The following is a 24,819-nucleotide window of genomic DNA, read 5'->3' as shown; positions in this document are numbered from 1 at the left end:
CTGACCAGCAAGGAGAAGCTGAATGTTTCCCAGAATGTCTCGGCGTGCGCGGCACGTCTTGTCGGGTGTGGTATGCGTTGCCGTGTTGGGCGGTTGCGCGAGTGTCGAGAAGCCGCCACAGGTGAGCGACGCCACGGGGAGTGATTTCAACCCGCCGCCGCGTCTCGATAAGCCGGACGAGAGCGACGACACCCCCAAGTCGCCGCTGTTGCCGAGCGCCTTCTTTGCCGATGGCGCGGAGGCATTCGTGTCCTGGCGTTGCACACCGGCACAGGATCTCATCTCGGCCTCGCCCGGGGACAACCTGCGGTTGTGGTCGGCGCAGGGGTACTATGGGCTCGAGCGTAGCGTGGTCGCGGAGGGCAAGCGCTATCGGAAAGGTACCCTGACGTTCGCCCAGCAGGGCGACGAGGCGCACGTCGAAAGCGACAATGGCCAGCTCGCCTGTCAGCAAGAGACTCGTCGCGATGCGATCACGCGCGCCGATGCCCCGAGAGCGATCTTCAAGGGACAGGGCAACGAACCTGGATGGACGCTCGAGCTCGATCGCGAGACGCCGCAACTGACGTTGATCACGCAATACGGTGAGCAAAAGCGCACGCTGGATTATCGGGTCACGCGGCTCGACAACGGCCACCAGGCTGCTATGACGCTCGAGGCTGGCGATGCCGACGCGCCGGTGACCGTCGAACTCAAGGCACGGGCCTGTTTCGACAGCATGAGCGGCAAGCCGTATCCCGTCCGGGTACGTGTCGAACAGGGCGATCAAACGCTGGTGGGCTGTGGCCAGGGCGTGGAGCGGAGCGACTGAGTCTCGGTCCCCCTCGCCAGCCAAGCCCGCCAGCCAAGAAAGCGGGGAGGTACAAGCATTCGTTTTTGTAGAACGGTTCATGGGCTTTTTTGCGTTTTTCTTTTCAAAAAGGGCAACGAATAATAGCGCTATTCGCATTATTTGCTCTGAAACCAATGAAAGGACTTTCGCATGGCCGTTCGCAATATCTTGTTGGTGACCGCTTCCATCCTCGGTGAAAATGGCCAGTCACGTGCGCTGGCGACGCATTTCAAAGCGCAGCTCGGCGCGCGCGACGATATCCAACTCACCGAGCGCGATGTCGTGTCCCTCGACCTTCCGCATCTCGATGGCGCTGAAATGGCCAGTTGGATGACCGCTCCCGACGAGCGTGATGCGGCCCAGCATGAGCTGGCGGCGCGTTCCGAGACGTTGATCCAGGAGGTGCTGGCGCATGATCTGATCGTGTTGGCAGTACCGCTTTACAACCTCGGCATTCCGAGCCAGCTCAAGGCGTGGTTCGACCGTATCCTGCGGGCCGGCAAGACGTTCAAGTATACGGAAAATGGTCCGGTAGGCTTGGTCGAAGGCAAGCGCGCCCTGGTGCTCGCGGCACGCGGCGGCCAGTATGCTGGTACTGCGATGGATACTCAGACCGGCCATGTCAGCAGCCTGCTGGGCTTGATCGGCATTCGCGACATCGACTGGATCTACGCGGAAGGTCTCAACATGGGCGAGGGGGTGCGTGACCAGGCCATGGGTGAAGCGCGTCAGGCGGTGGCGAATTACACGGCGGAGCGTCTCTGACACAGACAGCGGCACACGGTAGAAAGGCGAAGGCGGCTCACAATGAGCCGCCTTCTTCGTACTAGAGCGAGGCCCCCGGCGTGAGGCACCGCGCCTGACGGTCATCCAGCGGCAGGCAGGCGCTGGCTTGCGGAGCGATCAGGCGTTGAAAAAGTGCGGCGAAGGCTGTTCTGTCGGGACGCGCGCCTGCGATACGTTCGCTGTCGATGGGGTGCCAATCATCGCCGCGGCGCTCGGCCAGCGTGAAGTTGAACATGTGATAGCCGGGCGTGCCCAGACGCAGGTCGGTGGCGATCAGTCGGGTCGAACCGTGGTGTTTCTCGGTGCGATAGCGCAGAAAAGGACCGGCGAACCACGCAAGACGCTGCCCGGCCGCCGTTTCCAAAGCGGCATCCTGCCATTCGCCGCCACGTGGCAGCTGGGTCAGCGCCATCGGCGTGTGGCCATCGAAGAGACTCACGACGCCTTCGTAGTAGGCGTCGTCCTGGACGACTGTGATGCGCCAGAGCAGGGTGTTGAAAGGCGTTGGCTGGACCAGGCGCGGGGCGTTCTCGAGCCCTTGACTGGCCAGGCTCGGGCCGATGCGCGCGTTCACTGTGTTCTGCGCGGCGACGGCGAACGTCAGATAAAAACAAGCGAGCGTCAGCCCCCAGCCCAGCAGGCGCGGTGAGTAGCCCTTGATCAGGGCGGCGACCACGCCCACCAGCAGTGGCAGCGTAAACAGCGGGTCGATGATGAAAATACTGTGCCAACTCACCGGTGGCGTCGTCATCGGCCACCAGAGCTGGGTGCCATAGGTGGTGAAGGCATCTAGCATTGGATGTGTCAGCAGGCAGCCGCCAAACAGTAGGCCCCAGCGCCATGTGCCGATGGGAGGCGAGACCTGACGCCAACGTTCGCCTGCTCGAGCCAGCCCGGTCAGTAGGACGGCGAGGGCGCCGAGTACCCACAGGGAGTGACTGAACCCTCGGTGATAGGTGTAATCGGCCACGGCGTCGCCATAGTCGATGACTACGTCGAGATCGGGCAATGTGCCGAGCACGGCGCCGGCGATGACGGCCTTTCGGCCTAGACGGCGGCCCAGCACGGTACCGCCGATGGCGGCGCCGAGGCAGGCCTGCGTCAGTGAATCCATGCGCTGTGATCTCCCCTTGCGGCGGCGTGTTTCCGATGATCATTCATTCGGTGTTGAGCCACGGTGGCCGTTGTGCGCGTACCTGGTGCTGGGCCGGGCAGTCTTCGCGATGGGCCCCCGGTAGATAGCCGGTACTCATCAGAAATTCGTTGACGATTTCGGGGCCGGTGAAACGGAAAGTGCGTTTGAACAATCGCACCCACTCGTCCAGCGGGCGTGGATGATGCGCATCGAGCCAGACGGCGAAGCTACCGTGAGACTCCTGCAAGGCGAGCACGACGTTGGCATTGTGAATCGCGGCGTCGACCTTGCGCCGATTACGGATGATACCTGCATCCGCGAGCAGGCGCGCCCTTTGCGTATCGTCGTAAGCGGCGACGCGTGCCACGACGAAGTCATCGAAGGCTGCCGAGAACGCCTCGCGCTTCTTGAGCACGGTCAGCCAGGAAAGGCCGGCTTGGTTGATCTCAAGGATCAGGCGCTCGAAGAGTCGGTCGTCGTCGCGCACGGGAAACCCATACTCGTGATCATGGTAAGGACCATGAAAGGGATGGCCGGGGGCATGGTCGCAATACGTGCTCATGGGGAGTGCCTCGCGAAGTGTTGACGAATCGCCACGCCGGGGATGAATTCGCTGTGACCGGTGGGCTGGTTTACCATAGACATTTAGCCTGCATAACATCATGAGGAGCTTACCATGCAGTACCTGCATACGATGGTCCGTGTCGCCGATCTCGACGCCTCGCTGCGTTTCTACTGTGACCTGCTGGGCCTCAAGGAAGTGCGGCGCAAGGAGAACGAAAAAGGCCGCTTCACTCTGGTGTTCCTCGCCGCGCCGGAAGACGAGCAGCGTTCGCACGAGGAAAAGGCCCCGGAGGTCGAGCTCACCTACAACTGGGATCCGGAGACTTATACCGGCGGTCGCAACTTCGGCCACTTGGCATATCGTGTCGACGACATCTACGCACTTTGCCAATATTTAATGGATAACGGCGTGACCATCAATCGCCCGCCGCGCGACGGCCACATGGCCTTCGTTCGTTCGCCGGACGGCATCTCCGTGGAATTGTTGCAAAAGGGCGATGCGTTGCCCGCTCAGGAACCGTGGTCGTCGATGGAAAATACCGGCAGCTGGTAAGTCACCAAATGCCGCGCCCCATTCTCGCGATGAACGGGGCGCGACTATCGTTGGAGGCTGAACGAACCCTTTGAGCTGGAAAGGATGCCAAGCATGTCACAAGACGTGACCCTCACGCCGGCGCTGCGCGATGCATTTCGCCGTGAAGCCGACAAGCTCGACGGCATCGATCGCGATGTCTACCTCGCCAACCGGCGTGACCCATTGGAACCGATCATCGGCTTGGGCCCCCGCAATGCGCCGGTGGGCTTTTTCGGCCGCGACCCCGGCCGTCAGGAGGTCGCGCATGGTGCGCCCTTCGTGGGTAGCGGCGGTCAGAAGGTGCGGGCCGGGCTATATGAACATCTGCACGGGGAGGCACTGCCCAATTTCGAAGCGTCACTCGCCGTGGGGCGGCGTTATTTCTGGGCCAATACCGTGCCCTACAAGCCGACCGGCAATAAAGCGTGGTCGATGGCGGTCAAGAAGCGCTTTCAGCCCTTGATGGCGGAGCTGTTGATCGCGCACTGGCAGGGTCGCACTTTGATTACTCTGGGGCGCGAGGCGTTCTTGTGGTTCGCCATCGGCCAGTCGCGCGAGATCAAGCGTGAACTGGAGGCGTTCTGGGCGCGCGAGGACCGCTTTGAGGCGCTGCATACCACCATGCTGTCACTCCCTGACGGGCGTAGTGCCGAGTTCCAGCTGGCGCCGCTGCCGCATCCCTCACCTCTCAATCAAACCTGGTTCAAGCGCTTTCCGGCATTGTTGGAGGCACGCCTCGCTGCTCTGGAGTGCGCCCACTGAGTAGTGTGAGGAGTGGTATAAGGCGCCGGATTAGTCAGGGTGCATCGCCAAGCGCCCGCTGCCCATGAACATGATCGCCAGGGCACCGCACAGGAACATGCCCTGCAACTCTAGCGTCCAGCCGCCTTGCGCATTGAGCGTCAGCAACTCGTCGTGGTGGACGAGGATAAACGCCACCAGCATGTCGCCGGCCATCAACAGGCCGCCGATGCGTGCCTGCCAGCCCAAGATGGCCATCAACGGCGCGACGATCTCCCCGATGAGTACCCCATACGCGAGAAAGACCGGGACGCCCATGGCGTCGAGCATATTGCCGATGTCAGTGATGCTGGCAGGTGACAAGAGCTTGTCGATGCCGTGCAACAGAATCAGCCCACCCACGGCCAGGCGCAGAATCAGTTTTCCCAGGTCATCATGATGCAGCAGTCGTTGCATAGGCTCGGCATCCTTTAGTCGTATGAAACCGGCATCTAGCCGGGCAAGGCGTGTGAACCTTCGCATGTTCGCGCGTCGCTCACCAGTCACGATACTTAGTAACATTTATTTACGTTTTACTAACACTTTGGTGCGCATTAACTAAGCTTTCTTAGCAAATGTCGCTGGAAGCGGATCCTTGCAGATATTGGCACCGATACTGGCGGATAAGGCCGTCATCCGGTGGCGTCAAATAACGATCCTTGCCCTGAGGTCCAACGAAAAGGGGGCGGAGGCGAAGATGCTACGTTGCGAATCACGCAACGGTACGCGGGTACAAAGGGATATCCAAGATGACTTCAAGGGCCTTGCAGCGGCTCTGGGATTGGTCGTGCAGTGCTCCAGGGGCACTGCCACTGGAGCAACGACGAAGCTATGAGGTGATAGCACAGACGTTTGTGCTCGCAAGCCTGGGGCATCTGCTGTTTGCATGTGTGCTGATCGGTTTACAGACTTCGCTGCTGATCGTCTTGAATCTCGCCTGCGTGGCGACCAATACCGCAGCATTGATGTTGCACCGACGTTTGCAGCTGCATTGGGCGATGACCGTCAAGCTGACCGCCACCCTGCTTTTGATCACGTCGAGTGTGTGGCTGATCGGCCCCGATGCCGGCTTCGAATATTACTTTTTCCTGCTGCTTTGCGAGATGTTGATCAGCGACATGGCGGCGCGTTACAAGATCGTGATGAGTGCCACGGTCGGCAGCGTGGCGCTGGCGACCTTGCTGATGGCCCCGCATTCCACCCCCTGGATGCTGGAAGCCAAGGAGTTTCGCGAGGACATCCGCCTGACCAATCTGGTCATGGTCTTCCTGATTCTGAGCCTGATCCTGTGGCGGCTGCACGTGATCACCGAACGCTGCGAACACCATTTCCGGCGTGACGCCACCCATGATTACCTCACCACGGTGCTCAACCGGCGCGCTATCTTTCACGAGGCCAGCATGCTCTGGCAGCAGGGGCGGGATTTCACGCTATTGCTGCTCGATGCCGACCACTTCAAGCAAGTCAATGATACCCATGGCCACACCGCAGGCGACGAAGTCTTGCGTCACCTAGCGTATATATTACGGGCCGCCTTGCGTGAAGACGACCGGCTCGGGCGCGTAGGCGGCGAGGAGTTTCTAATGATATTCCCCGACAGCACGCGGGACGAGGTGCTGTCGGTCGCATCGCGCATACGTCGATGCCTGGTGGAGCAGCCGTGTCGGATGGAAGCGTTGACTCTCCCGGTGACGTTCTCCATGGGCATGGCCACGGCCCAGGAAGCCACTTCATTGCAAGCGCTCATCGACATGGCCGATCGCCGCCTGTATCGCGCCAAGTCCGCCGGGCGCGATCAGTTGGTCATGAGTGACCTGGAAATCATCGGGCCGGCGGCGGTGTTGTGACATGTCTCGGAACGCCTTGTGGATAGCGTTTTATCTAATACGGACACCCTAGCGCAACGAAGCGACAACATGGCATTTTGCTTATTTGGCGTTTGACGAATTTCATGCTGCAAAGCGGCTAAATTCATACACGAATCGTCCTTTTGATACGCCGAATATGGCTAACCTTGCTAGGGAATCGATGCAGGGGGAGGCCCGTCGTATGACGTGGCCTAACGCAATAAAAAGGGATTCGTTCATCATGCCGCTACGCGCCTACCGCCTCTGGGGAAGCCGAGGTACATCGTTGCCTCCATATTGCCCCCTGCCGCCGGAATATCGTCGTTATTTCGATACCTTCGCCCACCTTTACGCCATGGCGTTGGTGGCCTATGCCGGCTTGATGCTACCGCTGTTTGTGTGGCTAGGACGTCCCGGCCCGATATTGATCGTCCTATTCAGTGTCTTGATGACGCTCGGTGCGCGCGGGTTGCATCATCGAGGCTACATGGCCTGGGGCGCGACCTTGTTGTGGGGCATGATGCTGCTGCTGATTGGCGAGTCGATTCGCCTCTACGGAGCCGGCGTCGGCTTTGAGTTCTACGTGGGTTTGGCATTGCTAGTGCTGCACATCAGCGCGATCCCGCGTAGTTATAAGATCGTGTTGTCGCTGTTGCTGCTGGGCGTGGTCGGCGTGTTGTTGATGAGCATGCACCAGGGGGCACCCTCGGTTGAGCTATCACCGACGGTGGCGACGTGGCTGTTGTGGGTCAACCTGGTGCTGACGGGGGTGCTATTCGGCGGTGTACTGATGGGGCTGGAAGGTGTCACCGAGCGGCTTGAACGTGCGTATCGCCGTGAAGCGTTGCACGACATGCTGACCGGCGCTCTCAATCGTCGTGCGATCATCGCCATTGCTGAACGTTGGCAGCGCGCCAAGCGACCCTTTGCGATCGTGTTACTGGATGTCGATCATTTCAAGCGGTTCAATGATCTACATGGGCATGCCACGGGCGATGCGGCGCTCTGCCACCTCGTGAAGTGCCTGCGCCAGGGTTTGCGCGACGGCGATATGTTAGGGCGTTACGGCGGCGAGGAATTCATGCTGTTGCTCCCGGGAACGTCGCGTGTCGCCGCCATGACGGTTGCCGAGCGTGTCGCGAGCTTCGTGCGCGACCAGCCGCTGGTGCTACCCGACAAGTCGCTCGGAATGACCGTCAGTCAAGGCCTCGCCACCCAAGACGAGGCGGCGACGCTAAGCGCCATAATCGCCTTGGCCGATCGACGGTTGTATGCCGCCAAAGGCGCAGGGCGCGATCGCGTCATGTCCTGGGAGGCATTCGATACATTGCCCCCCATGCCGACCCGGTGTGTCGTCGAAGGCGCCGAGGCGTGCCCGTTCGAATCGCCTCGGCGGCATGACGATTCAGTGGTCAAGGCGTGAAGAAAGACGTTCGAGGCCGCGCTGACACCAGGCGACCATGCGGTTGGCCAATGAGGTACACAACACCCAAGGCAGGAACAGCAGGGCAATGGCAAGTGCCCCCATGTAAACATCGCTGAACCAGTGGCCGCCGCCGATGATGCGTGGCGCGCTCAAGGCGACAGCCAATACGGCGCTGACGAGGCCGACGCGACGTCCCGCGAAATGCCACATGAACGCTGTAAAGGTCATCAGCATCAGGCCATGATCGCCGGGAAAGCTGTTGCCTGAGCGATCCTTAGTGGCGAAGCTCACCTCCTGCGACAACAGATGGATTCCGCTGTGCGTCAGGGTCGGACTGGGGTGTCCGTAGGTCACCAGTTTATTGACCAGTAAGCTTAATAATCCAGCAGTGACTAGCATGCTCACGCCGATGGCGCTCCAGCGTTTCAGGCGTTCGGGACGTGTGTCCAGGCGCATGGCCCATGCGAAAACGGCGGCCAGGGCCAGGAAGCTGGCGATATCGAAATCACGGTTGTTGAGCACGGCGACCAGTGTCGTCCAAAGCGGATGATCGGTGATCGACAGCGTCTGATTGAAGAACCAGAAAATGTCGTCATCGAGGGTCGACCAGAAGGGGAAATGAGGCAGCCACCAACTGAGGAGCAAGGCCAACCCCAGTATGTTGTAGCAAGCGATGCGGGTGATTTTCATGGACGTGAAAGTAGGGTGGATGAACCTTGGATTCTAACGCTTCGTTATCATTGTGAACAGCGTTTGATAACTCGAGGTTCAGCCGTTCATCCCGATAGCGACCTCTTGGCGGGCAGAGATGTCGTCCTGCATGACGGGTGTTAGACCGTCAAGAAACGCCTGCAACTCGGTACGGCGTCGCAGGGCGGTGAAGCGCCTGGCAGCTTCATCGTCACGTCCACGCATCTGATTGAGCCACTGCTTGAGCAACGAGACGACGATCTTTTCCGGCAGGTGCATGCGCATACGCTGGGCATAGGCCGCCAGCACCTCGGCACGCGCCGCCCAGGGTGTCTCCGGCAAGTGCTCGCCGGTACGCTGCCAATGCTTGATGCGCCGCGCAAGCCAAGGGTCGGCAAGCATGCCGCGTCCCAGCATCACATCCGTGCAGCCCGATAGCGTACGGGCCTTCCAATAGTCTTCCAGTGTCCAGATATCGCCGTTGGCGATCACCGGAATTGAGAGTCGGGCGCGAATCCGTCCGATCCATTCCCAATGCGCCGGTGGTCGATACCCTTCGCGGCGGGTGCGGGCATGCACCACCAGGTGTGCCGCGCCTCCGGCTTCGGCGGCCTCGGCGCAGGCGAGTGCCAGTTGCTTGTCGTCGAAGCCCAAGCGCACCTTGGCGGTGACATCGATCCCCAGGGGCGTCAGCGCCTCATGTACGGCACGCACGACGCGGTAGACGCGCTCAGGGTCGCGCAGCAGCGAGGCGCCGCCGTCATGGCGATTGACGGTCTTGGCCGGGCAGCCGAAGTTGAGATCGACTTGACGGGCGCCGAGTGCCTGGGCGTGCACCGCGTTTGCGGCTAGGGCATCGGGGTCGGAACCCAGTAGCTGTAGATGAACCGGCGTACCGTTCGAGGTCGCGCAAGTGGCGTGTTCGAGCTCGGGGCAGTGACGCAGGAACACACGCGCCGGCAGACGTGCGTCGACCACGCGCACGAATTCGGTCACCGTCCAGTCGAGCGCCCCGTCGGCGCTCAACAAATCTCGCGTGACCACGTCGATCACGCCTTCCATCGGTGCCAGGCCGATGCGCCCGCTGGCCACTTGCGTCATGTCTGCGCCATCACCCTTGGTGTCATTACAAAATCCCCTGAACCGGGCAGGGTATTATGTCATTACCCCCGGACGATAAGAAAAACGCCAGTTGCCGCGAGAGCGGTGAGGGTGAGATTTCGCTGCCTACAATGAAACGTCGAGCTGGGTGAGCCGCCCTTTGAGGCGCGAGGTCAGCTCGCTCAGGTCGCTTGCGCGTTCGCGGGGCCAGGCGATGTCGAGTGTCACGCCGTCGGCTTCGTAATCGGCGTTTTCGATGATCGCATCCTGTGTGGCGAGCCACTCGCGGGCAATGGCTTCACCGGCGAAATCGATGCGTATCCGCAGCGTTCGGCGCTCAATGAAAGGGCGTCGTGGTAGGTCCTCGAGTGCCTGGATGACCGCCTGTGTATAGGCGCGGACCAGGCCGCCGGTGCCCAGCTTGGTGCCGCCGAAGTAACGAATCACCACGCAGCCGACCTGCCCCAGTCCCGAGCCTTCTAGCGCCTGATACATGGGCCTCCCCGCGGTGCCGCCGGGCTCACCGTCGTCGGAAAAGCCGATGGCGTTCTGCTCACCGGGAGCACCGGCAATATAGGCCGTGCAGTGATGGCTAGCGTGGGGATGAGCGGCCCGCGCTTGCGCCAGTAACGTGTCGAAACTGGCGATATCGGGGATAAAAGCCGTCCAGGTAATGAAGCGGCTCTTCTCGATTTCGATCTCATGGTAGCGATGCTCACCGGATGCGAGATCGGGAATTGCGTAACGCATCAGTGACTCGTGGGCGCGTGACGCATCACGCCCATCACCAGCCCCAGTACTTGTACATCGTCGTTCTTGAGATAGATGGGCGGCATGTCATCGTTGGCGGGTTGTAGGCGCACACCGGACTTCTCGATGTAAAGCCGCTTGAGCGTGACTTCCTGATTGTTGATTTGTACCACGGCGGTTTCGCCGTTTTCGGCGGACTCGAAGCGCTCGATGATAATGATGTCGCCATCGAAAATGTGGCTGTCGATCATCGAGTCGCCGCGCACGCGCAAGGCGTAGGTATTGCGTCGCACCATGCGCGACGGTACATGAATCGCCTCATCGTCGAGGCAGGCCTCCATGGGCAGACCGGCGGCGACCACGCCCAACAGGGGAATCTCGACGAAATCGGTCGGGTCGATCTCTTCCCAGGCGGCGTCCGATAGTGGCAGGTTCGGCAGGCGCTGCAGGTAGTGCGGCGTAACGTGCGACATGACCCTCTCCCTCGGATGATCCTGCGGCATCATAGCAAGGCGGGGCGAGGCGGCAAATCCCGGTGGCGATATGGAGTTGGTAAAGGGGCTTGGGCCGCGCCCGCGCCTCGGATAGACTGCGGGCTCTCATGCATGGCTCGAGCATCGGGCCGCGACTCATCCTGGGGAATTCCGGCAGCGCATGCGCCTCACGTCCATCAAATTGGTCGGCTTCAAGTCGTTCGTCGATGCGGTCAATGTGCCGTTCGCCGGCAATATGACCGCCATCGTCGGCCCCAATGGCTGCGGCAAGTCGAACATCATCGACGCCGTGCGCTGGGTGATGGGTGAATCCTCTGCCAAGACGCTGCGCGGCGAGTCGATGACCGATGTCATCTTCAACGGCTCCACCGGGCGCTCGCCGGTGGGGCAGGCGTCCATCGAACTGGTCTTCGACAACAGTGACGGGACCATGGGCGGCGTTTACGCCCAGTACGCTGAAATCTCCGTCAAGCGCCAGGTCACCCGCGACAGCCAATCCAACTATTTCTTCAACGGCCAGAAGTGTCGACGTCGCGATATTTCCGATCTCTTCCTGGGTACGGGGTTGGGGCCGCGTTCCTACGCCATCATCGGCCAGGGCATGATCTCGCGGCTGGTCGAGGCGCGCCCCGAGGAGCTGCGCTCGACACTGGAGGAAGCGGCGGGCGTTTCCAAGTACAAGGAACGCCGTCGCGAAACCGAGAATCGCCTGCGCCGCACTCAGGAGAACCTCGACCGCCTCGACGACATTCGCGAAGAGCTCGACAAGCAGCTCGAGCGTCTGAAGCGCCAGGCCGATGCCGCGCGGCGCTACCAGACTCTGAAAGACGAGGAATATCGCCTCAAGGGCGAGCTGGCGCTGCTGCGCACACGGGCGTTTCGTACCCAGCAGCATACCCAGGAACAGCACGTCCGCGAGCTGGAAAATCAGGTCGAGCACGAGATCCTCGGCCAGCGCCAATGCGAAAGTCGTTTGGAAGAATCGCGGCTGGCGCACGATGAGGTCGCCGCCGAGCTGGAGACCCATCAAGCTCGCTTCTATGAGACCGGTGCCGAGATAGCGCGGATCGAGCAGTCCATCGAGCATGCGCGTTCGCGCGATCAGCAACTGGCGCAGGATATAGAGGATGCGCGCCGTGAGCTGAACGAACTCGAACAGTTGGGATCCCAGGACGACGAGCGTCGTGCGGCCTTGGACGAGCGTCTTGAGAGCATCGCTCCCGAGCTTGAAGAGGCCCAGGAAACGCTGGAGATGCTGCAAGAATCTCTAGACGCCGCCGACGAAGAAGCTGCCACCGCGCAACAAGAGTGGGAGCGTTTCAACGAAAGCGATCGTGATGTGGCGCACGGAGCCGAGCGTGCCCAGGACGACGTGCGTCGCCTCGAAAACACCATCGCCGAATTGGACGATCAGATCGGCAAGCGTCGCCAGCAACGCCAGGAGCTGCCTGATGTCGAAGCGTTGCGCGGCGAGCGCGGTGAACTGCGCGAGCAACTCGAGGCGCTGGATCTCGATCAGGAGGCGTTAGAAAGTCAACGTGAGCGCCTGCAACAACAACGCGAGGACGCCCAGACACGCCTCGACGAAGCAGCAGCTCAGCGCGATACCCAGCGTTCGCAGCTGAGCCGCCTGCAGGGCGAGCTGGCGTCGGTAGAGGCCTTGCTCGATGCCGCCCTGACCGATGACGACGCCGCCCTGGAGTCGCATCTCGAGCGCCATGGCCTGGCCGAGGCGCCGCGTCTGGCCGAACGGTTGGAAGTCGCCGCGCCCTGGGAGACGGTCGTGGCTTGGGTTTTGTCGCCGTGGCTCAAGGCGCGCCTCGCGACGACCTCCACCATGGCCGAGATCGTCGCCGACGCCCCGCCTGCTGAATTGGCCTTGCTAGGTGGCGATGACGTGGTGCCGGTTGCCGGCACATTGAGAGCACAAGTCGATGGCGCCGGGGCGCTGGGCACTTGGCTCAATGGCATTCACTGCGCCGCCGATGAGGAGGCCGCCTGGTCGACGCGCACGCGCTTGATGGCAGGCGAGAGCGTGGTCACCCCTGGCGGGCTGTGGCTGGGCCCGGATTGGGTGCGCCGGCGTGGCGAGTCGGCATCCGATGATGGCGTGCTGGTTCAGCGCCGTCGACGCGAGACACTGCAAGCCGATCTCGCGGCGCTCGAAGCCTCGCTCGAGACCCTCGAGAAAACGTTGCATACCGCGCGTGAAGCGGTGGAACACGCGGTGGCGGAGCTCGAATCGCTGCGTCTTCAGGAGCGTGACCTTGGACAGCGTCGGCAGCAGCTGGCCTCGCGCGAGGCTGGGCTGGCGAGCCGCCTGGAACAGCTCGACGCACGCTCTCGTGAGCTCGATGATGATGTGGCGCAGCTCGTCGAGCGCCATGCCGAGCGACGCCTGGAACTCGAGGAAACGCGTGAGCGCTGGCAGGCGGCGATGAGTGACGTGGACGCCAATAGCCAGACGCGCGAGGCATTGGAAAATCAGCGTCGCGATGCGCGGGAAAAAGCCCAGTCCCTACGCCAGCAGGTAGCGCCTGCGCGCGAGCGCCAGCAACATCTGGCGATGGAGCGTCAGCGTTTGGAGACGGAGCGCTCAGGGCTCGATCAGCAGCATGCGCGCTCGCGTGATCAGCGCGAGCGCCTGGCCGAGAAGCTCGCCATGCTCGAAGAGCAGCGCGCGACTCTGTGTGAACCGGAAGAGGAAACGCGGGAACGGCTCGACGAATTGCTCGACCGCCGCAGTCGCGAGGAAGCGACGCTCAACGCCTCGCGCGATCGCGCCCACCAACTGGCCGAAACGCTACGCAACACCGAAGCCAAGCGCCAGGAACACGAACGCAATCTCGATGGTCTACGTGGCAAGCTCGAAGAAGCGCGCATGCAGGTGCAGGCCCTGACACTGAAAGCCGATACGCAGGATTCACACCTCGAAGAACTCGGGCACGATGTCGACGCGCTGCGTGAAGGGCTCGACCCCAACGCCACCGAATCGGCATGGCAGACCCGGCTTGATGAGCTCGGCGATAAGATCCGCCGCCTCGGCGCCATCAACCTGGCGGCCATCGAGGAGTACGACCAGCAGGCCGAGCGTCGCGACTATCTCGAGGCCCAGCATGCCGAGTTGAGCGAGGCCATCGAGACCCTGGAAAAGGCAATTCGGCGTATCGACCAGGAAACGCGGACGCGTTTCAAGCAGACTTTCGATCAGGTCAATGCCGGCTTCGGCGAGCTTTTTCCCAAGGTCTTCGGCGGTGGGGCCGCATGGTTGACGCTAACCGGCGACGATTTGCTAGAGACGGGGGTAGCCATCATGGCGCGCCCACCGGGCAAGAAAAACACCACCATTCATCTGCTGTCGGGGGGTGAAAAAGCACTGACGGCATTGTCGCTGGTATTTGCTATCTTTCAGCTTAACCCGGCACCATTCTGTATGCTCGACGAAGTCGATGCACCGTTGGATGATGCCAACGTGGGACGTTACGCCAAGCTGGTGAAAGAAATGTCCGAGAGTGTTCAGTTCATTTACATCACACACAATAAGATTGCCATGGAAGCGGCCGAACGATTGATGGGCGTGACCATGCAGGAAGCCGGGGTATCCCGGCTGGTATCGGTAGGAATCGACGAGGCGGCGACCCTGGCAGACGCATGAACGACTTGCAGAAAATCGCCAAAAGGGTTACCAACACTATTGTGTGAGCCTCGACAGGGATATTGAAGGGTGATTGCTCTGAGCTAAGGGTACTACTTGACATTCAAAAAAAGTGGCCCTTTTTTTGTTAATCGCGCTATGCTTCTTCACGAACGAGTTTTAATCATGGCGCCAATAGCGAACAGGCAAGACGACCCATGGAACTAAGAGAGTGGCTAATCATCCTGGGGCTGGTACTGGTGACGACCATCGTGATCGACGGTGTGCGTCGGCTCCAGCGCCAGCGCCGCGTCCCGCGCCTCGACCAGGCAGCGCATAGTCGGGTATCCGAGGGCAGGGACGCCGAGGAAGAGGATCCGGAAAAAGCGGCCCGCGAGGCTGAGGTCCGGCGGGAGTTGCCCAATGGAGGTGCGCGTGTCGTGCGCGATGCCACCTTCGATCGTAGCGAGGAGCGTGAACCGGTACGGCCGGAATCCCCCTTGCGCCAGGAGCGAATCCCCGAGGAAAAGCTCAAGCCCAGCGTGCTCAAGCGTGGCCGGGACCATGCTTATGAGGACCACGCTTATGAGGAGGGCAATGCACATCGGAATGATAACGCTCAGGAGGGCAAACGTTCCGGCATGCAGGGCATGAAGGATGCCGTGCGCGCGGGGGCTCAGCGTATGAGCGCCTCGGCCCAGCGCTTCACGGCGTCTCGTGACCACGATGACGAGTACCTGTCTGATGACGAGCATTCGCATCACGAGCCGACGCTTGAGTCATCGTCAGCTCGTGAGCCTGCGCCCGACTCGGCTCGTGCCGAGGCGGCGCGTCCGGCAATGGACGAGGCCCCGCAGCGTCGTGAGGAAGCGTCCACGCGACGGGCAATGCCTGACGAGCCATCGGCGGTTCGTGCCACGGACGAAGAGGCCGAGGCGCCGCCCTCGCAGCCAGCGCGTGCCGAGGAACGTACGGCACACCGCGAGGTAGTCACCGATCATCCGGCAATAGAGCGTGCCAAGCGTAACCCGGTACATGCCGATCGCGCACGCGAGGCGTTGTCCGACGCCGAAGAAGTCATCGTCATCAGCGTGCTGTCACGCGATGAGGCAGGTTTCCAAGGCCCGGACCTGCTCAATCTGATGCTGGCCTGCGGGTTGCGTTACTGCCATGAAATGGGTGTTTTCCACCGTTTCGAGACCGAGTCGGACGACAGCGCCTTGCAGTTCACGATGGTCAACGTGCTCAAGCCGGGCGTGTTCGATCTCGATGACATGGACGAGTTCGCGACGCCGGGGGTGACGTTTTTGATGCCGTTGCCCAGCGCGCATGACAGCGCGGCGGCGTTCGAGGCCATGTTCGAAACCGCCATGGTGCTGGTACGCAATCTCAGCGGCGAGTTGAAGGACGAAAACCGCAGCGTGATGACCGCGCAGACGGTGGAGTTCGCCCGGCAGCGCGTGCAGGAATTCGAGCGCCGCCATCGCCTGCATCGCTATCAGGCGAATTGAGAGCGTTAGCATCGCGATTCTTGCCTGTTCTCGCTGATGCTTGTTCTTTAAGACGGCCACTCTTGAAAACCAGCGGGGCCCTTCGGGGCCTCGTTTTTTTGGGTTCATCGCACTTTGCCGGGAAATGCGGCACAGATCATCGCGAACAAGTTCGCTCCCACAGCCCCCTGCCGGTTAGCTTGTGCTTGTGGGAGGGAATTTATTCCCGATAGCGGTGAGCAAAGAACCGTTTTTATGCATGTCGATGGTCGATTTCATGGTGTCGTGCGATTAGCTGCGAGGATTCCTTGCAGGGCGGCCGTATCCAGGCAGCGATAGGTAAACGAAGGGCGCCCCACCTGCCCGTAGTGGAAGGACTCGCCGAGATAGCCGTGCTCGGTCAGGTATTTCAAATACTTGCGCACCGAGACGCGAGACATGCCGGTGGCCGGTATCAGGCTTTCGGTGGTGAAGGTTTCCTCGTCGAGACTCAGAATGGCCTGGGCGATTTGCGCCAATGAGGGCGTCGTCAGTCCCTTGGGCAGCCCATCGCTACGCGTCTGGCGTGGCCTGGCGGGTTGGAAAAGCCGGTCGAGGTCGCGTTGGTCGGCTTGTTCGGGGAGGTGCTCCAGTGTGGCACGCACACGTCGGCAGGCATCGACGGCGACCTTGAAGCGCTCGAACTCGAAGGGTTTGACCAGATAATCGCGCACGCCGAGGCGCCGTGCGGCGCGCACGGTCTCGGTCTCGCTGGCGGCGGTGATCAGGATGACATCGATGTCGCGGCCCAGCCGCTGCAGGTAACGGATGATTTCCAGCCCGTTGCGGCCGCGCAGATAGACGTCGAGCAGGATGACGTCGACGGCGTCGCGCTCCAGCACGTCCAGGGCACCGGGAACATCGCCGCATTGCGCGACCAGCGCGACGTCATCGAGTCGGTTGAGGTATTCGACGTTGAGGCGCATGACCATGGGGTCATCCTCGACGATGAGTACTTGCAGTGGCGTATCGCTCATGCCGGCGTTCTCATTGCTCGCTCAATTCTCGGTGGTGGACGAAACGGGATAGGGCAGGGCGACCTCGATCAAGGTGCCGCGCCCGGGTTCGGAATACAGCGCCAGGGTACCGTCATGTGCTCCGACATGCTCGTGCACCATCGCCAGCCCGAGGCCGCGTTGGTGCCCCTTGGACGAGGTGCCGCTGGCGAAGATGTGCTCTCGCATGGCCTCGGGGATGCCGGGGCCGGTGTCCTGTACATGCAGCGATAGCAGGGCGGCATCGACGCCCATGGTGAGCGTGACGTGGCGCTCGTGTTGTTCGTCGACAGCATCGAAGGCGTTCTCCAGCAGGTTGCCCAGCACGATGACCAGCGTGTGAATCATGGCGGGGTCTCGCGGCGCGGGGATGGCGTCCTCGACGTCCACCATCAAGGTAATGTCGCGTTCGCGGGCCTCGCTCTGCTTGCCGAGCAGGAAGCCCGCCAACACCGGCTCGCCGATGCCTTCGACCAGGGACGCCCCCGGCGCGACATGGTGGTCCGCCACGTCGCGCAGGTAGCGGTGCAGTGCGGGGTATTCCTCGAGTTGCATCAGACCGAGCATGACATGCAGCTTGTTCTTGAACTCATGCGTCGCTGCGCGCAGAGCTTCGGCGTAACGTCGGACGCCGGTCAGCTCCTCGGCAAGCAGACGTATTTCGCTCTTGTCGCGGAAGGTCGCCACTGCCCCAATCACCTGGCCCTGGTGGCGAATCGGCATGCGATTGGCGAGCAGCGCCTGGCCGTTGATGAAGACTTCCTGGTCAAGCGACGCCTTGCCGTTTTGCAACACATCCGGCAGCCCGCTCTGCGGTAGGTAGTCGATGATTGGCGTGCCCAGCGCCGGCGCTTCAAGACCCGCTTGGGCTAGCAGCGAGCAGGCGGCAGCGTTGGTCAGGGTAATACGCCCGGCGACATCCACCGCGAGAATGCCTTCGTGCACCGAGCCGAGAATCGCCTGGCGTTCTTCCACCAGACGCGTGATCTGGTGCGGTTCCAGACCCATCAGTACACGCTTGATGTAACGGGCCAGCCAGCTGGCACCCAGGGTGCCGAGAATCATTAGAAGCCCGATGCCCAGCACCATGTGCAGGCGGTTGTCGGACAGGCGGGCGCCCAGCGTATCCAGTGTCACCCCTACCGAGACGGCGCCGATCACCTCGCCGGCATCATTGCGTACCGGTGCGAAGCCGCGAATGCTGACGCCCAGGGTTCCCTCGGCCCGCGAGGCGTAATGCTCGCCCTGCAGTGCCGGGCCTTCGTCGCCGCCCTGGAAATGCTCGCCGATACGCGTTGGATCGGGGTGCGTGAGACGAATGGCATGGGGATTCATCACCACGATGAAGTCCACGTTCAGACGCTGGCGCAAGGCGTCGATTTCCCCCTGAACGTCGCTATCGGCGGCGAAATCGCGCTTGTCTCCTGCTTCCTTCAGCACGTTGACGACACGCCGTCGCGACGCCACGACCTGGGCGATATCGGTGACACGGGCCGCCTGGGCCTCTTCCTGAGTGTCGCGCAAGGTGGCATCGAACATCCACAACGCCACGCCCAGCGTAACGATCACCGTCGAGGCAACGAGTAGCGAGATCAGCACATTGAGACGAACAGTCGGCAAGCGGGGCATGCGCATCGGGCCATATGGGGTGATTTTCGACCTTGGTGTAATACCCAAGCATGACGTGCTATGCCGGATACAAGATCGTCGTTTTCAATAATTTCAAAACGCTTTAATAAGTTGGCAAAGCTTGGTTCACGGCACGTGCGGCTTATCCTCGGCGGCGTTCACGTTCTCCGCCCGCGCGGGTGGATTCCAACACATGGGAGCACGCCAATGAATACCAGTGCCGCTACACAAAGCCTGGACGATACCCAGCACGCTTCGAGCGCGCTGGGTACGTTGCGCATCTTCGGCATGCCACTGCCGGTTTTCTTTATCTCTTTCGCTGTCATGGTCGTGGCCATGTTCACCGACACGCTGCCCAGCGGCATGATCGGTGCCCTGCTGGTCATGATGATACTCGGTGAATTACTGGGCTTCATCGGTGATCGCCTGCCGATCGTCAAAAGCTACCTGGGCGGTGGCGCGATCCTGGCCATCTTCGGCGCGGCCGCATTGGTCTATGTGGGTTGGCTGCCTACCAGTATCTCCGAGAATGTCACCCAGTTCATGAAAGGCGGAGGCTTCCTCAATTTCTATATCGCCGCTCTGATTACCGGCAGTATCCTGGGCATGGATTCCAAGGTGTTGGTCAAGGTCGGCTCGCGTTACGCGCTCCCCTTGATTTGCGCGGTGTTCTTCGCGGGGCTGTTCGCGGTGATCGTTGGCGCATTGATGGGCTTTTCGCCGCAGGACGCCCTGGTGGTCATCACTCTGCCGATTCTCGGTGGCGGCATGGGCGCGGGCGCGGTGCCCTTGAGTCAGATCTACGAGCAGCTTCTCGGTCAGCCGGCGAGCTACTACATCTCGATTCTGGTGCCGGCGCTGGCGCTGGGTAACGTCTTCGCGATCATCATCGCGGGCCTGCTCAACGGGTTGGCCAAGCGTTTTCCGAAACTGACGGGTAACGGTCAGATGATGCCGGGTGTGGAAATCGAGGAGCGCAAGAGCACCTTCGATCTCTCCAAGCTGGGCATCGGTGTCGTCGCTGCGCTGACGTTCTTCACCGCCGGGCAGATTCTGGGTAGCTTCATCCCGCTGCACCCCTATGCGCTGATGATCATCTTGGTCGCCGTGCTCAAGATCGCCAACGTAGTGCCGGAAAGCATCAACGAGTCCGCCTCGCAGTGGTTCCAGTTCGTCGCCAAGAACTGGACCTTCGCACTGCTGTTCGGGATCGGCATTGCCTATACCGATCTCGGCCAGGTGATCGATGCCATCACGCCGACCTATGTAATGATCGTGCTCGCCGTAGTGGCCGGGGCCGCCTTTGGCGCCGGGCTGGTCGGCAAGCTGGTCGGCTTCTATCCCGTCGAGTCGGCGATTACCGCGGGGCTGTGCATGGCCAATATGGGCGGCACCGGTGATGTCGCGGTACTCTCCGCCGCCAAGCGCATGCAGCTGATGCCTTTCGCGCAGATCTCCTCGCGGCTGGGTGGCGCCTTGATCCTGCTGATCTCCAGCATCCTCGTGCCAATGTTCTTTACTTGAAGCGTTCTTCGCCGGATTCGGTCCGGCGAAACGATCAACGGCGCCCCTTGGAGGGCGCCGTTTGAGTTTTAAGCGGGGTACGCCGGGAAGCGACTCAGCCCTCTTCCTCGTCGTCGGCTAGCTGGCGTCCGAACGCATGCCATTGTGCCAGCGTCATGACCTCGGTGGTCTCCGTTTGCAGGTCATGGGCGATCAGTAACTCGCCGCGCTCGAGTTGGCCTTTGAGCTCACGCACCCAGGCCGGCATGCCTTCGCCTTCATCGGTGGTGTCGTAGCCTTCGCGGGTGACAAAGCCCTCCAGCAACGTATCCAGAGTGTCGGCCGGCAGCATGCGGTAGGGTACTTCGATGAAACGTCCGCTCATTGGTTTTCCTCTGCGTTTTCCCACTCGGCGAGTCGTTGCAGGAACATACTCTCATCGAGCACTTCCACATCGAGCTCGCGCGCCTTGTCGAGCTTGCTGCCCGCTGCCTCGCCAGCGACGAGCGCGGCGGTCTTCTTGGAGACGCTGCCCGAGACCTTGGCACCAAGGGCTTGCAGGCGCGCCTTGCCGTCATCGCGGGTCATGCTCTCGAGGGTACCGGTGAGCACCCAGGTTTGCCCGGTGAGTGGCTGGGGACGACCGGCGATCTCGACCTCCTCCCACGTGACACCGACCTCTTGCAGGTCCGCGAGCGTTTCCTGGTTGTGGGGCTGACGGAAGAAGGTGTGGATATGCCGGGCGACGACCGGGCCCACGTCCTCGACCGCTTCCAGCGCGTCCAGAGACGCCTCCGACAGTGCCTGCAGCGAGCCGAAGTGACGTGCCAGGCTCGCGGCGGTGGCTTCGCCCACTTCACGAATGCCGATGGCGTAGATGAAGCGCGCCAGCGTGGTGCGCTTGGCGGCTTCCAGTGCGTTGACCAGGTTGTTGGCGGACTTTTCCGCCAGCCGGGGCAGTTCGGCGAGCTTGTCGGCCTCGAGCCGGAACAGGTCCGCCGGGGTCTTGACCCATTCGCGTTCTACCAGCAGGTCGATCAGCTTCTCGCCCAGGCCGTCGATATCCAGTGCGCGCCGGCTGGCGAAGTGCTTCAACGCTTCCTTGCGCTGCGCGGGGCAGAAGAGCCCCCCCGAGCAGCGTGCCGCGACTTCGCCCTCGGCACGCTCGATCTGCGAGCCGCAGACCGGGCACTCGGTTGGCATCTCGATGGCGCGGGTTTCGGTCGGGCGCTGGGCGTCGACGACACCCACTATCTGCGGGATGACGTCACCGGCGCGGCGCACGATCACGGTATCGCCGATGCGTACGCCGAGACGCGCGACCTCGTCCATATTATGCAGCGTGGCATTGGAGACGGTGACCCCAGCGACTTGGACCGGTTCCAGTTTGGCCACCGGCGTCAGCGTGCCAACACGGCCGACCTGGAAAGCCACGTCGTTGAGCACCGTCACCTGCTCCTGGGCGGGGTACTTGTAGGCGATGGCCCAGCGTGGGGCGCGGGCGACGAAGCCCAACTCGCGCTGATCGCGCAGGCTATCGACCTTGAGCACGGCGCCATCGATGTCGTAGTCGAGGCCGTCGCGCTGCTCGCCGAGACGGTGGCAGAAGTCGATCACGCCGCGCTCGCCCTTGACCACGTCGAGCAGTGGGCTGGTGCGAAAGCCCAGCGTCCGCAGGCGCTTGAGATAATCGGAATGCGAGTGAGCGTCATCCTCGCCCTCGAGCCGGGCGACTTGGTAGGCGCAGAACTCCAGCGGGCGCTGGGCGGCGATCGTGGGGTCCAACTGGCGCAGGCTACCAGCGGCGGCGTTGCGGGGGTTGGCGAAGACCTTATCGTCGCGCTCGCGGGCACGTTGGTTGAGCGCCTCGAATCCGGAATGGCGCATGTAGACCTCGCCGCGCACTTCGATCCGCGAGGGCACTGCGTCGCCGCGCAGCTTGAGCGGAATGGAGCGCACCGTGCGCAGGTTGAGTGTCACGTCTTCGCCGGTGCGTCCGTCGCCGCGTGTGGCGCCCTGCACCAATTGACCGTTTTCATAGACCAGCGCCACGGCCAGGCCGTCGAGCTTGGGTTCGCAGCAGAACGCCAGTGTGTCGCCGTCACGTTCGAGCTTGTCCGCGACGCGTTTGACGAAGGCCGCGAGCTCCGCGTCGTCGAAGGCGTTGTCCAGAGACAGCATGGGGACGGCATGGGTCACTTCCTCGAAACGCTCGGCGGGGGCTGCCCCGACGCGTTGCGTGGGAGAGTCCGGCGTCTTCAGCTCGGGGTGCTCGGCCTCCAATGACTGCAGCTCGCGCAGCAGGGCATCGTATTCCGCGTCGGTGATGCGCGGGTCGTCCTCGACATAGTACTGATGGTTAGCGTCTTCTAACTGCTGGCGCAGGGTGTCGGCCCGCTCACGGGTCGCTGGGGAAATCTGGCTCATGGCGTCTCGGTCGTGTTCGGTGACGTCGGGGGCTCGTCGCGCATGGATGATGCCGACAGTGTAGCGTTTCCCCGGATGATATCGGCAACCAATCGCCGCCCGGGATGCAGATGGTCGGCGAGTTCGCGTTCCAGCGGCAGGGGTTCGTCGCACAGCCGCGAGGCGATGATCTCGGCGCATAGCGGTGCGCTGGCCAGCCCTCGCGAGCCGTGCGCGGTACTGACCCACAAGCCGGGGTGATGCTGTCCCGGTGTGTCGGGTACGCGACGCGCATCGCTGCCGAGCACGGCGTAATCGTCGAGCCAGGCCTCGCGTACGGGCACCGGGCCGGCATAGGGCGACTTGTCAGGGCTGGCGGCGCGCAGGCTGGCACGGCCCTCGCAAGCGGCCGGGTCGAGCGTGACGCCGGCTTCGCGCAGCGCCTCGGCGAAGGCGGGCAGGGTGGCCTCGAATTCGGCCACATTGCGGGCGTGATCGGCCGTGTGCACGGCGGTGTCGGTATTGCCGGGAGCGAAGGTCGCGCCGAGGCTGAGCACGCCGTCCATCGCCGGGGCAACATACCCGCCCGCGCAGACCACGCGTGCCAATGACGGCGCGTCGGCGGGCACCGGCACGTGGGTGAGCTGGCCGCGAATCGGCTTGAGCGGCAGGCCGGCCAGTGGCGTGAAGCGCGGTGCCTCGTGGGCGGTGGCAACGACTACATGGTCGGCCGCGAGGGTGGTGCCGTCGGTCAGCGCGATGTGCCAGGCATCGGCGTCGGCCTCGAAGTCGAGGTCGCGCGCCTCGCCACGCCGCTGGGTGATGCCAGGGCTTGCGACCAGGTGCCGACACAACTGATCGGGACGCACCCAACCGGCCTGGGGATAGTCGAGTCCCGGGGCGTCGAGCGGTGTGCCGGCGGCTTGGCTCGCGGTAGTCGCATCCACGCCGTGTACCACGCGCTCGGGCAGGGCGTGATGGGCCAGAAAGCGCTGCTGGCGGGCGGCTTCCTTGGCGCCGGTAGCCAGTTGCAGAACGCCGCAGTCCTGCCATAGGCGTTGTTCGGGATCGAGCGTGGCCAGCCAGCGCCGGGTGTGCAGCAAGCCGGAAAGGTAGACGCGGCTTTGCGGATTGGTCTCGGCGGCCAACTTGACGTAGAGCGCGCCCTGGCGATTGCCGGAAGCGCCCGCGCCGGGGGCGTCGCGCTCGAGCAGCGTGACCGCGACACCGCGGCGGGCCAGGGCGGCGGCCACGCTGGTGCCGGCGAGCCCCGCCCCGATGACCACCACCTGCCGGGCGGGACGTGCGCGCGGCGGCGTGAACCAGGGCGTCGACGCGCGACGGGTATCATCCGGCGGCTCGGCAATCTCGCCGCACAGCATCTCGCGTTTGCGGCCGAAGCCGGGCGCCTTGCGCCAAGTGAAACCTGCGTCACGCAGGCCGCGCTTGACCACGCCAGCGCAGGTGAAGGTGGCGAAACTCGCTCCCGGCCGACTGACGGTGGCCATTGCCTTGTAAAGTGCCGGTTGCCACATGTCGGGGTTCTTGGCCGGCGAGAAGCCATCCAGGAACCAGGCGTCCACACGGCCATCGAGACGCGACAGGCGCTCGGCGGCGTCGCCGAAGTGCAGATCCAGGGTGACGCGCTCAGAAAGCCATAGCCGGTGCACGCCGCTGAGCGGTTCGGGCCATTGATCGATCAGCGGGCGCGCATGCGCAGCCAGATCGGGCCAGATCGCCAGTGCCCGCGCCAGGGCATTACGTGGAAGCGGATATTTCTCGGTAGACACCAGATGCAAGCGCGCCTGGGCGGGGGCGTATCGTTCGAAACACGTCCAGGCGCAGAGCACGTTGAGGCCGGTGCCGAAGCCGGTTTCGCCGATCACGAAGGGGCGCGCTTCCTGCCACGCGGCGAAGCGCTCGGGCAGGTGATTGCCGTCGAGAAAGACATGCATGGTCTCGGCGCGGCCGTCGTGACGCGAGAAATACACATCGTCGTAGACGCTTGAATAAGGCGCGTCACTGACATCGTCGGCGCGCCATTCCAGGTCGGGGGCGCTTAGCGTGGCCAATGGCGGCAAGGGAGACGGAGGGGGCGACATGGCTCTCGGCAAGGACGTGGAAACTGGTTAAAAAATGATCGA

Annotated in this window: 21 protein-coding genes; 9 read left to right on the top strand and 12 right to left on the bottom strand. The window is 62.5% G+C overall.

Features of this window, described 5'->3' with window-relative positions; genetic code table 11:
* Window positions 1-22 precede the first annotated feature (22 nt).
* Both L1075_RS11865 and L1075_RS11860 read left to right on the top strand, forming a co-directional pair.
* Complete coding sequence (locus tag L1075_RS11865) at window positions 23-811, top strand: COG3650 family protein (RefSeq protein ID WP_246942018.1); 789 nt, start codon at window positions 23-25, stop codon at window positions 809-811.
* 171 nt (window positions 812-982) lie between these two features.
* Entirely contained in the window at window positions 983-1,597 is a 615-nt protein-coding gene (locus tag L1075_RS11860) for an FMN-dependent NADH-azoreductase (protein WP_246942016.1), read from the top strand.
* Window positions 1,598-1,658: 61 nt separating this feature from the next.
* Here the strand turns inward: L1075_RS11860 and L1075_RS11855 are convergent, their stop codons facing one another.
* On the bottom strand, window positions 1,659-2,732 hold the full coding sequence (locus L1075_RS11855) for a metal-dependent hydrolase (protein ID WP_246942014.1): 1,074 nt from the start codon (window positions 2,730-2,732) through the stop codon (window positions 1,659-1,661).
* A gap of 43 nt (window positions 2,733-2,775) precedes the next feature.
* Entirely contained in the window at window positions 2,776-3,315 is a 540-nt protein-coding gene (locus L1075_RS11850; RefSeq protein ID WP_246942012.1) for a DNA-3-methyladenine glycosylase I, read from the bottom strand.
* 114 nt (window positions 3,316-3,429) lie between these two features.
* On the opposite strand from L1075_RS11850, the gene L1075_RS11845 reads away from it, so the two are divergent.
* Together L1075_RS11845 and L1075_RS11840 are read left to right on the top strand one after the other, a co-directional pair.
* Window positions 3,430-3,870, top strand: a complete 441-nt coding sequence (locus L1075_RS11845; protein ID WP_246942010.1) for a VOC family protein — start codon at window positions 3,430-3,432, stop codon at window positions 3,868-3,870.
* 93 nt (window positions 3,871-3,963) lie between these two features.
* Entirely contained in the window at window positions 3,964-4,653 is a 690-nt protein-coding gene (locus tag L1075_RS11840) for a uracil-DNA glycosylase family protein (RefSeq protein WP_246942008.1), read from the top strand.
* Window positions 4,654-4,683: 30 nt separating this feature from the next.
* Here the strand turns inward: L1075_RS11840 and L1075_RS11835 are convergent, their stop codons facing one another.
* Window positions 4,684-5,088 carry a DoxX family protein gene (locus L1075_RS11835; RefSeq protein ID WP_246893930.1) on the bottom strand — a complete coding sequence of 135 codons (405 nt, stop codon included), beginning with the start codon at window positions 5,086-5,088 and terminating at the stop codon, window positions 4,684-4,686.
* 332 nt (window positions 5,089-5,420) lie between these two features.
* Between L1075_RS11835 and L1075_RS11830 the strand changes: the two genes are divergently transcribed.
* Together L1075_RS11830 and L1075_RS11825 are read left to right on the top strand one after the other, a co-directional pair.
* Window positions 5,421-6,518 carry a GGDEF domain-containing protein gene (locus L1075_RS11830; RefSeq protein WP_246942007.1) on the top strand — a complete coding sequence of 366 codons (1,098 nt, stop codon included), beginning with the start codon at window positions 5,421-5,423 and terminating at the stop codon, window positions 6,516-6,518.
* A gap of 241 nt (window positions 6,519-6,759) precedes the next feature.
* Complete coding sequence (locus L1075_RS11825) at window positions 6,760-7,941, top strand: GGDEF domain-containing protein (RefSeq protein WP_246942005.1); 1,182 nt, start codon at window positions 6,760-6,762, stop codon at window positions 7,939-7,941.
* On the opposite strand, the gene L1075_RS11820 is transcribed toward L1075_RS11825, so the two are convergent.
* The 4 genes from L1075_RS11820 to L1075_RS11805 form a co-directional block, all read right to left on the bottom strand.
* The gene (locus L1075_RS11820) at window positions 7,924-8,634 is read right to left on the bottom strand and encodes a phosphatase PAP2 family protein (protein WP_246942004.1); all 711 of its coding nucleotides are present in this window, start codon (window positions 8,632-8,634) and stop codon (window positions 7,924-7,926) included. The two genes, L1075_RS11825 and L1075_RS11820, sit on opposite strands and share 18 nt — an antisense overlap.
* 78 nt (window positions 8,635-8,712) lie before the next feature.
* Window positions 8,713-9,735 (bottom strand): tRNA dihydrouridine synthase, encoded by a 1,023-nt coding sequence (locus tag L1075_RS11815; protein ID WP_246942002.1) that lies wholly within the window; start codon window positions 9,733-9,735, stop codon window positions 8,713-8,715.
* 126 nt (window positions 9,736-9,861) lie between these two features.
* Complete coding sequence (locus L1075_RS11810; RefSeq protein ID WP_246942000.1) at window positions 9,862-10,485, bottom strand: IMPACT family protein; 624 nt, start codon at window positions 10,483-10,485, stop codon at window positions 9,862-9,864.
* On the bottom strand, window positions 10,485-10,958 hold the full coding sequence (locus L1075_RS11805; RefSeq protein ID WP_040239712.1) for a LexA family protein: 474 nt from the start codon (window positions 10,956-10,958) through the stop codon (window positions 10,485-10,487). Before L1075_RS11805 ends, L1075_RS11810 begins: the two co-directional genes overlap by 1 nt.
* Before the next feature lie 181 nt (window positions 10,959-11,139).
* Between L1075_RS11805 and smc the strand changes: the two genes are divergently transcribed.
* Window positions 11,140-14,634, top strand: coding sequence for a chromosome segregation protein SMC (smc, locus tag L1075_RS11800; protein ID WP_246941998.1), 3,495 nt, complete (start codon window positions 11,140-11,142; stop codon window positions 14,632-14,634).
* A 197-nt stretch (window positions 14,635-14,831) separates the two neighbouring features.
* Complete coding sequence (zipA, locus tag L1075_RS11795; protein WP_246941996.1) at window positions 14,832-16,124, top strand: cell division protein ZipA; 1,293 nt, start codon at window positions 14,832-14,834, stop codon at window positions 16,122-16,124.
* A 254-nt stretch (window positions 16,125-16,378) separates the two neighbouring features.
* Here zipA and L1075_RS11790 read toward each other — a convergent pair whose 3' ends face one another.
* Together L1075_RS11790 and dcuS are read right to left on the bottom strand one after the other, a co-directional pair.
* Window positions 16,379-17,119 carry a response regulator gene (locus L1075_RS11790; RefSeq protein ID WP_246941994.1) on the bottom strand — a complete coding sequence of 247 codons (741 nt, stop codon included), beginning with the start codon at window positions 17,117-17,119 and terminating at the stop codon, window positions 16,379-16,381.
* A 21-nt stretch (window positions 17,120-17,140) separates the two neighbouring features.
* A complete protein-coding gene (gene dcuS / locus L1075_RS11785; protein ID WP_246941992.1) occupies window positions 17,141-18,766 on the bottom strand; it encodes a DcuS/MalK family sensor histidine kinase in 1,626 nt (541 codons plus the stop codon).
* 207 nt (window positions 18,767-18,973) lie between these two features.
* Here dcuS and L1075_RS11780 point away from each other — a divergent pair, with 207 nt between their 5' ends.
* The gene (locus tag L1075_RS11780; RefSeq protein ID WP_246922295.1) at window positions 18,974-20,290 is read left to right on the top strand and encodes a 2-hydroxycarboxylate transporter family protein; all 1,317 of its coding nucleotides are present in this window, start codon (window positions 18,974-18,976) and stop codon (window positions 20,288-20,290) included.
* 94 nt (window positions 20,291-20,384) lie between these two features.
* Here L1075_RS11780 and L1075_RS11775 read toward each other — a convergent pair whose 3' ends face one another.
* From L1075_RS11775 to mnmC, 3 genes are read right to left on the bottom strand one after another with little or no spacing between them, the layout of a single operon-like run.
* On the bottom strand, window positions 20,385-20,654 hold the full coding sequence (locus L1075_RS11775; protein ID WP_246941991.1) for a YheU family protein: 270 nt from the start codon (window positions 20,652-20,654) through the stop codon (window positions 20,385-20,387).
* On the bottom strand, window positions 20,651-22,696 hold the full coding sequence (gene ligA, locus L1075_RS11770) for an NAD-dependent DNA ligase LigA (protein WP_246941989.1): 2,046 nt from the start codon (window positions 22,694-22,696) through the stop codon (window positions 20,651-20,653). The genes L1075_RS11775 and ligA overlap by 4 nt, the downstream gene beginning before the upstream one ends.
* Window positions 22,693-24,777: a bifunctional tRNA (5-methylaminomethyl-2-thiouridine)(34)-methyltransferase MnmC2/FAD-dependent 5-carboxymethylaminomethyl-2-thiouridine(34) oxidoreductase MnmC1 gene (mnmC, locus tag L1075_RS11765; protein WP_246941987.1), complete on the bottom strand. Its 2,085-nt coding sequence runs from the start codon at window positions 24,775-24,777 to the stop codon at window positions 22,693-22,695. Before mnmC ends, ligA begins: the two co-directional genes overlap by 4 nt.
* Window positions 24,778-24,819 lie beyond the last annotated feature (42 nt).

The organism is Chromohalobacter beijerinckii (assembly GCF_023061185.1).
GTDB lineage: Bacteria > Pseudomonadota > Gammaproteobacteria > Pseudomonadales > Halomonadaceae > Chromohalobacter > Chromohalobacter beijerinckii.
The sequence above is the reverse complement of the archived record's forward strand: the minus strand, read 5'-3'. Positions and strand labels throughout refer to the sequence as shown.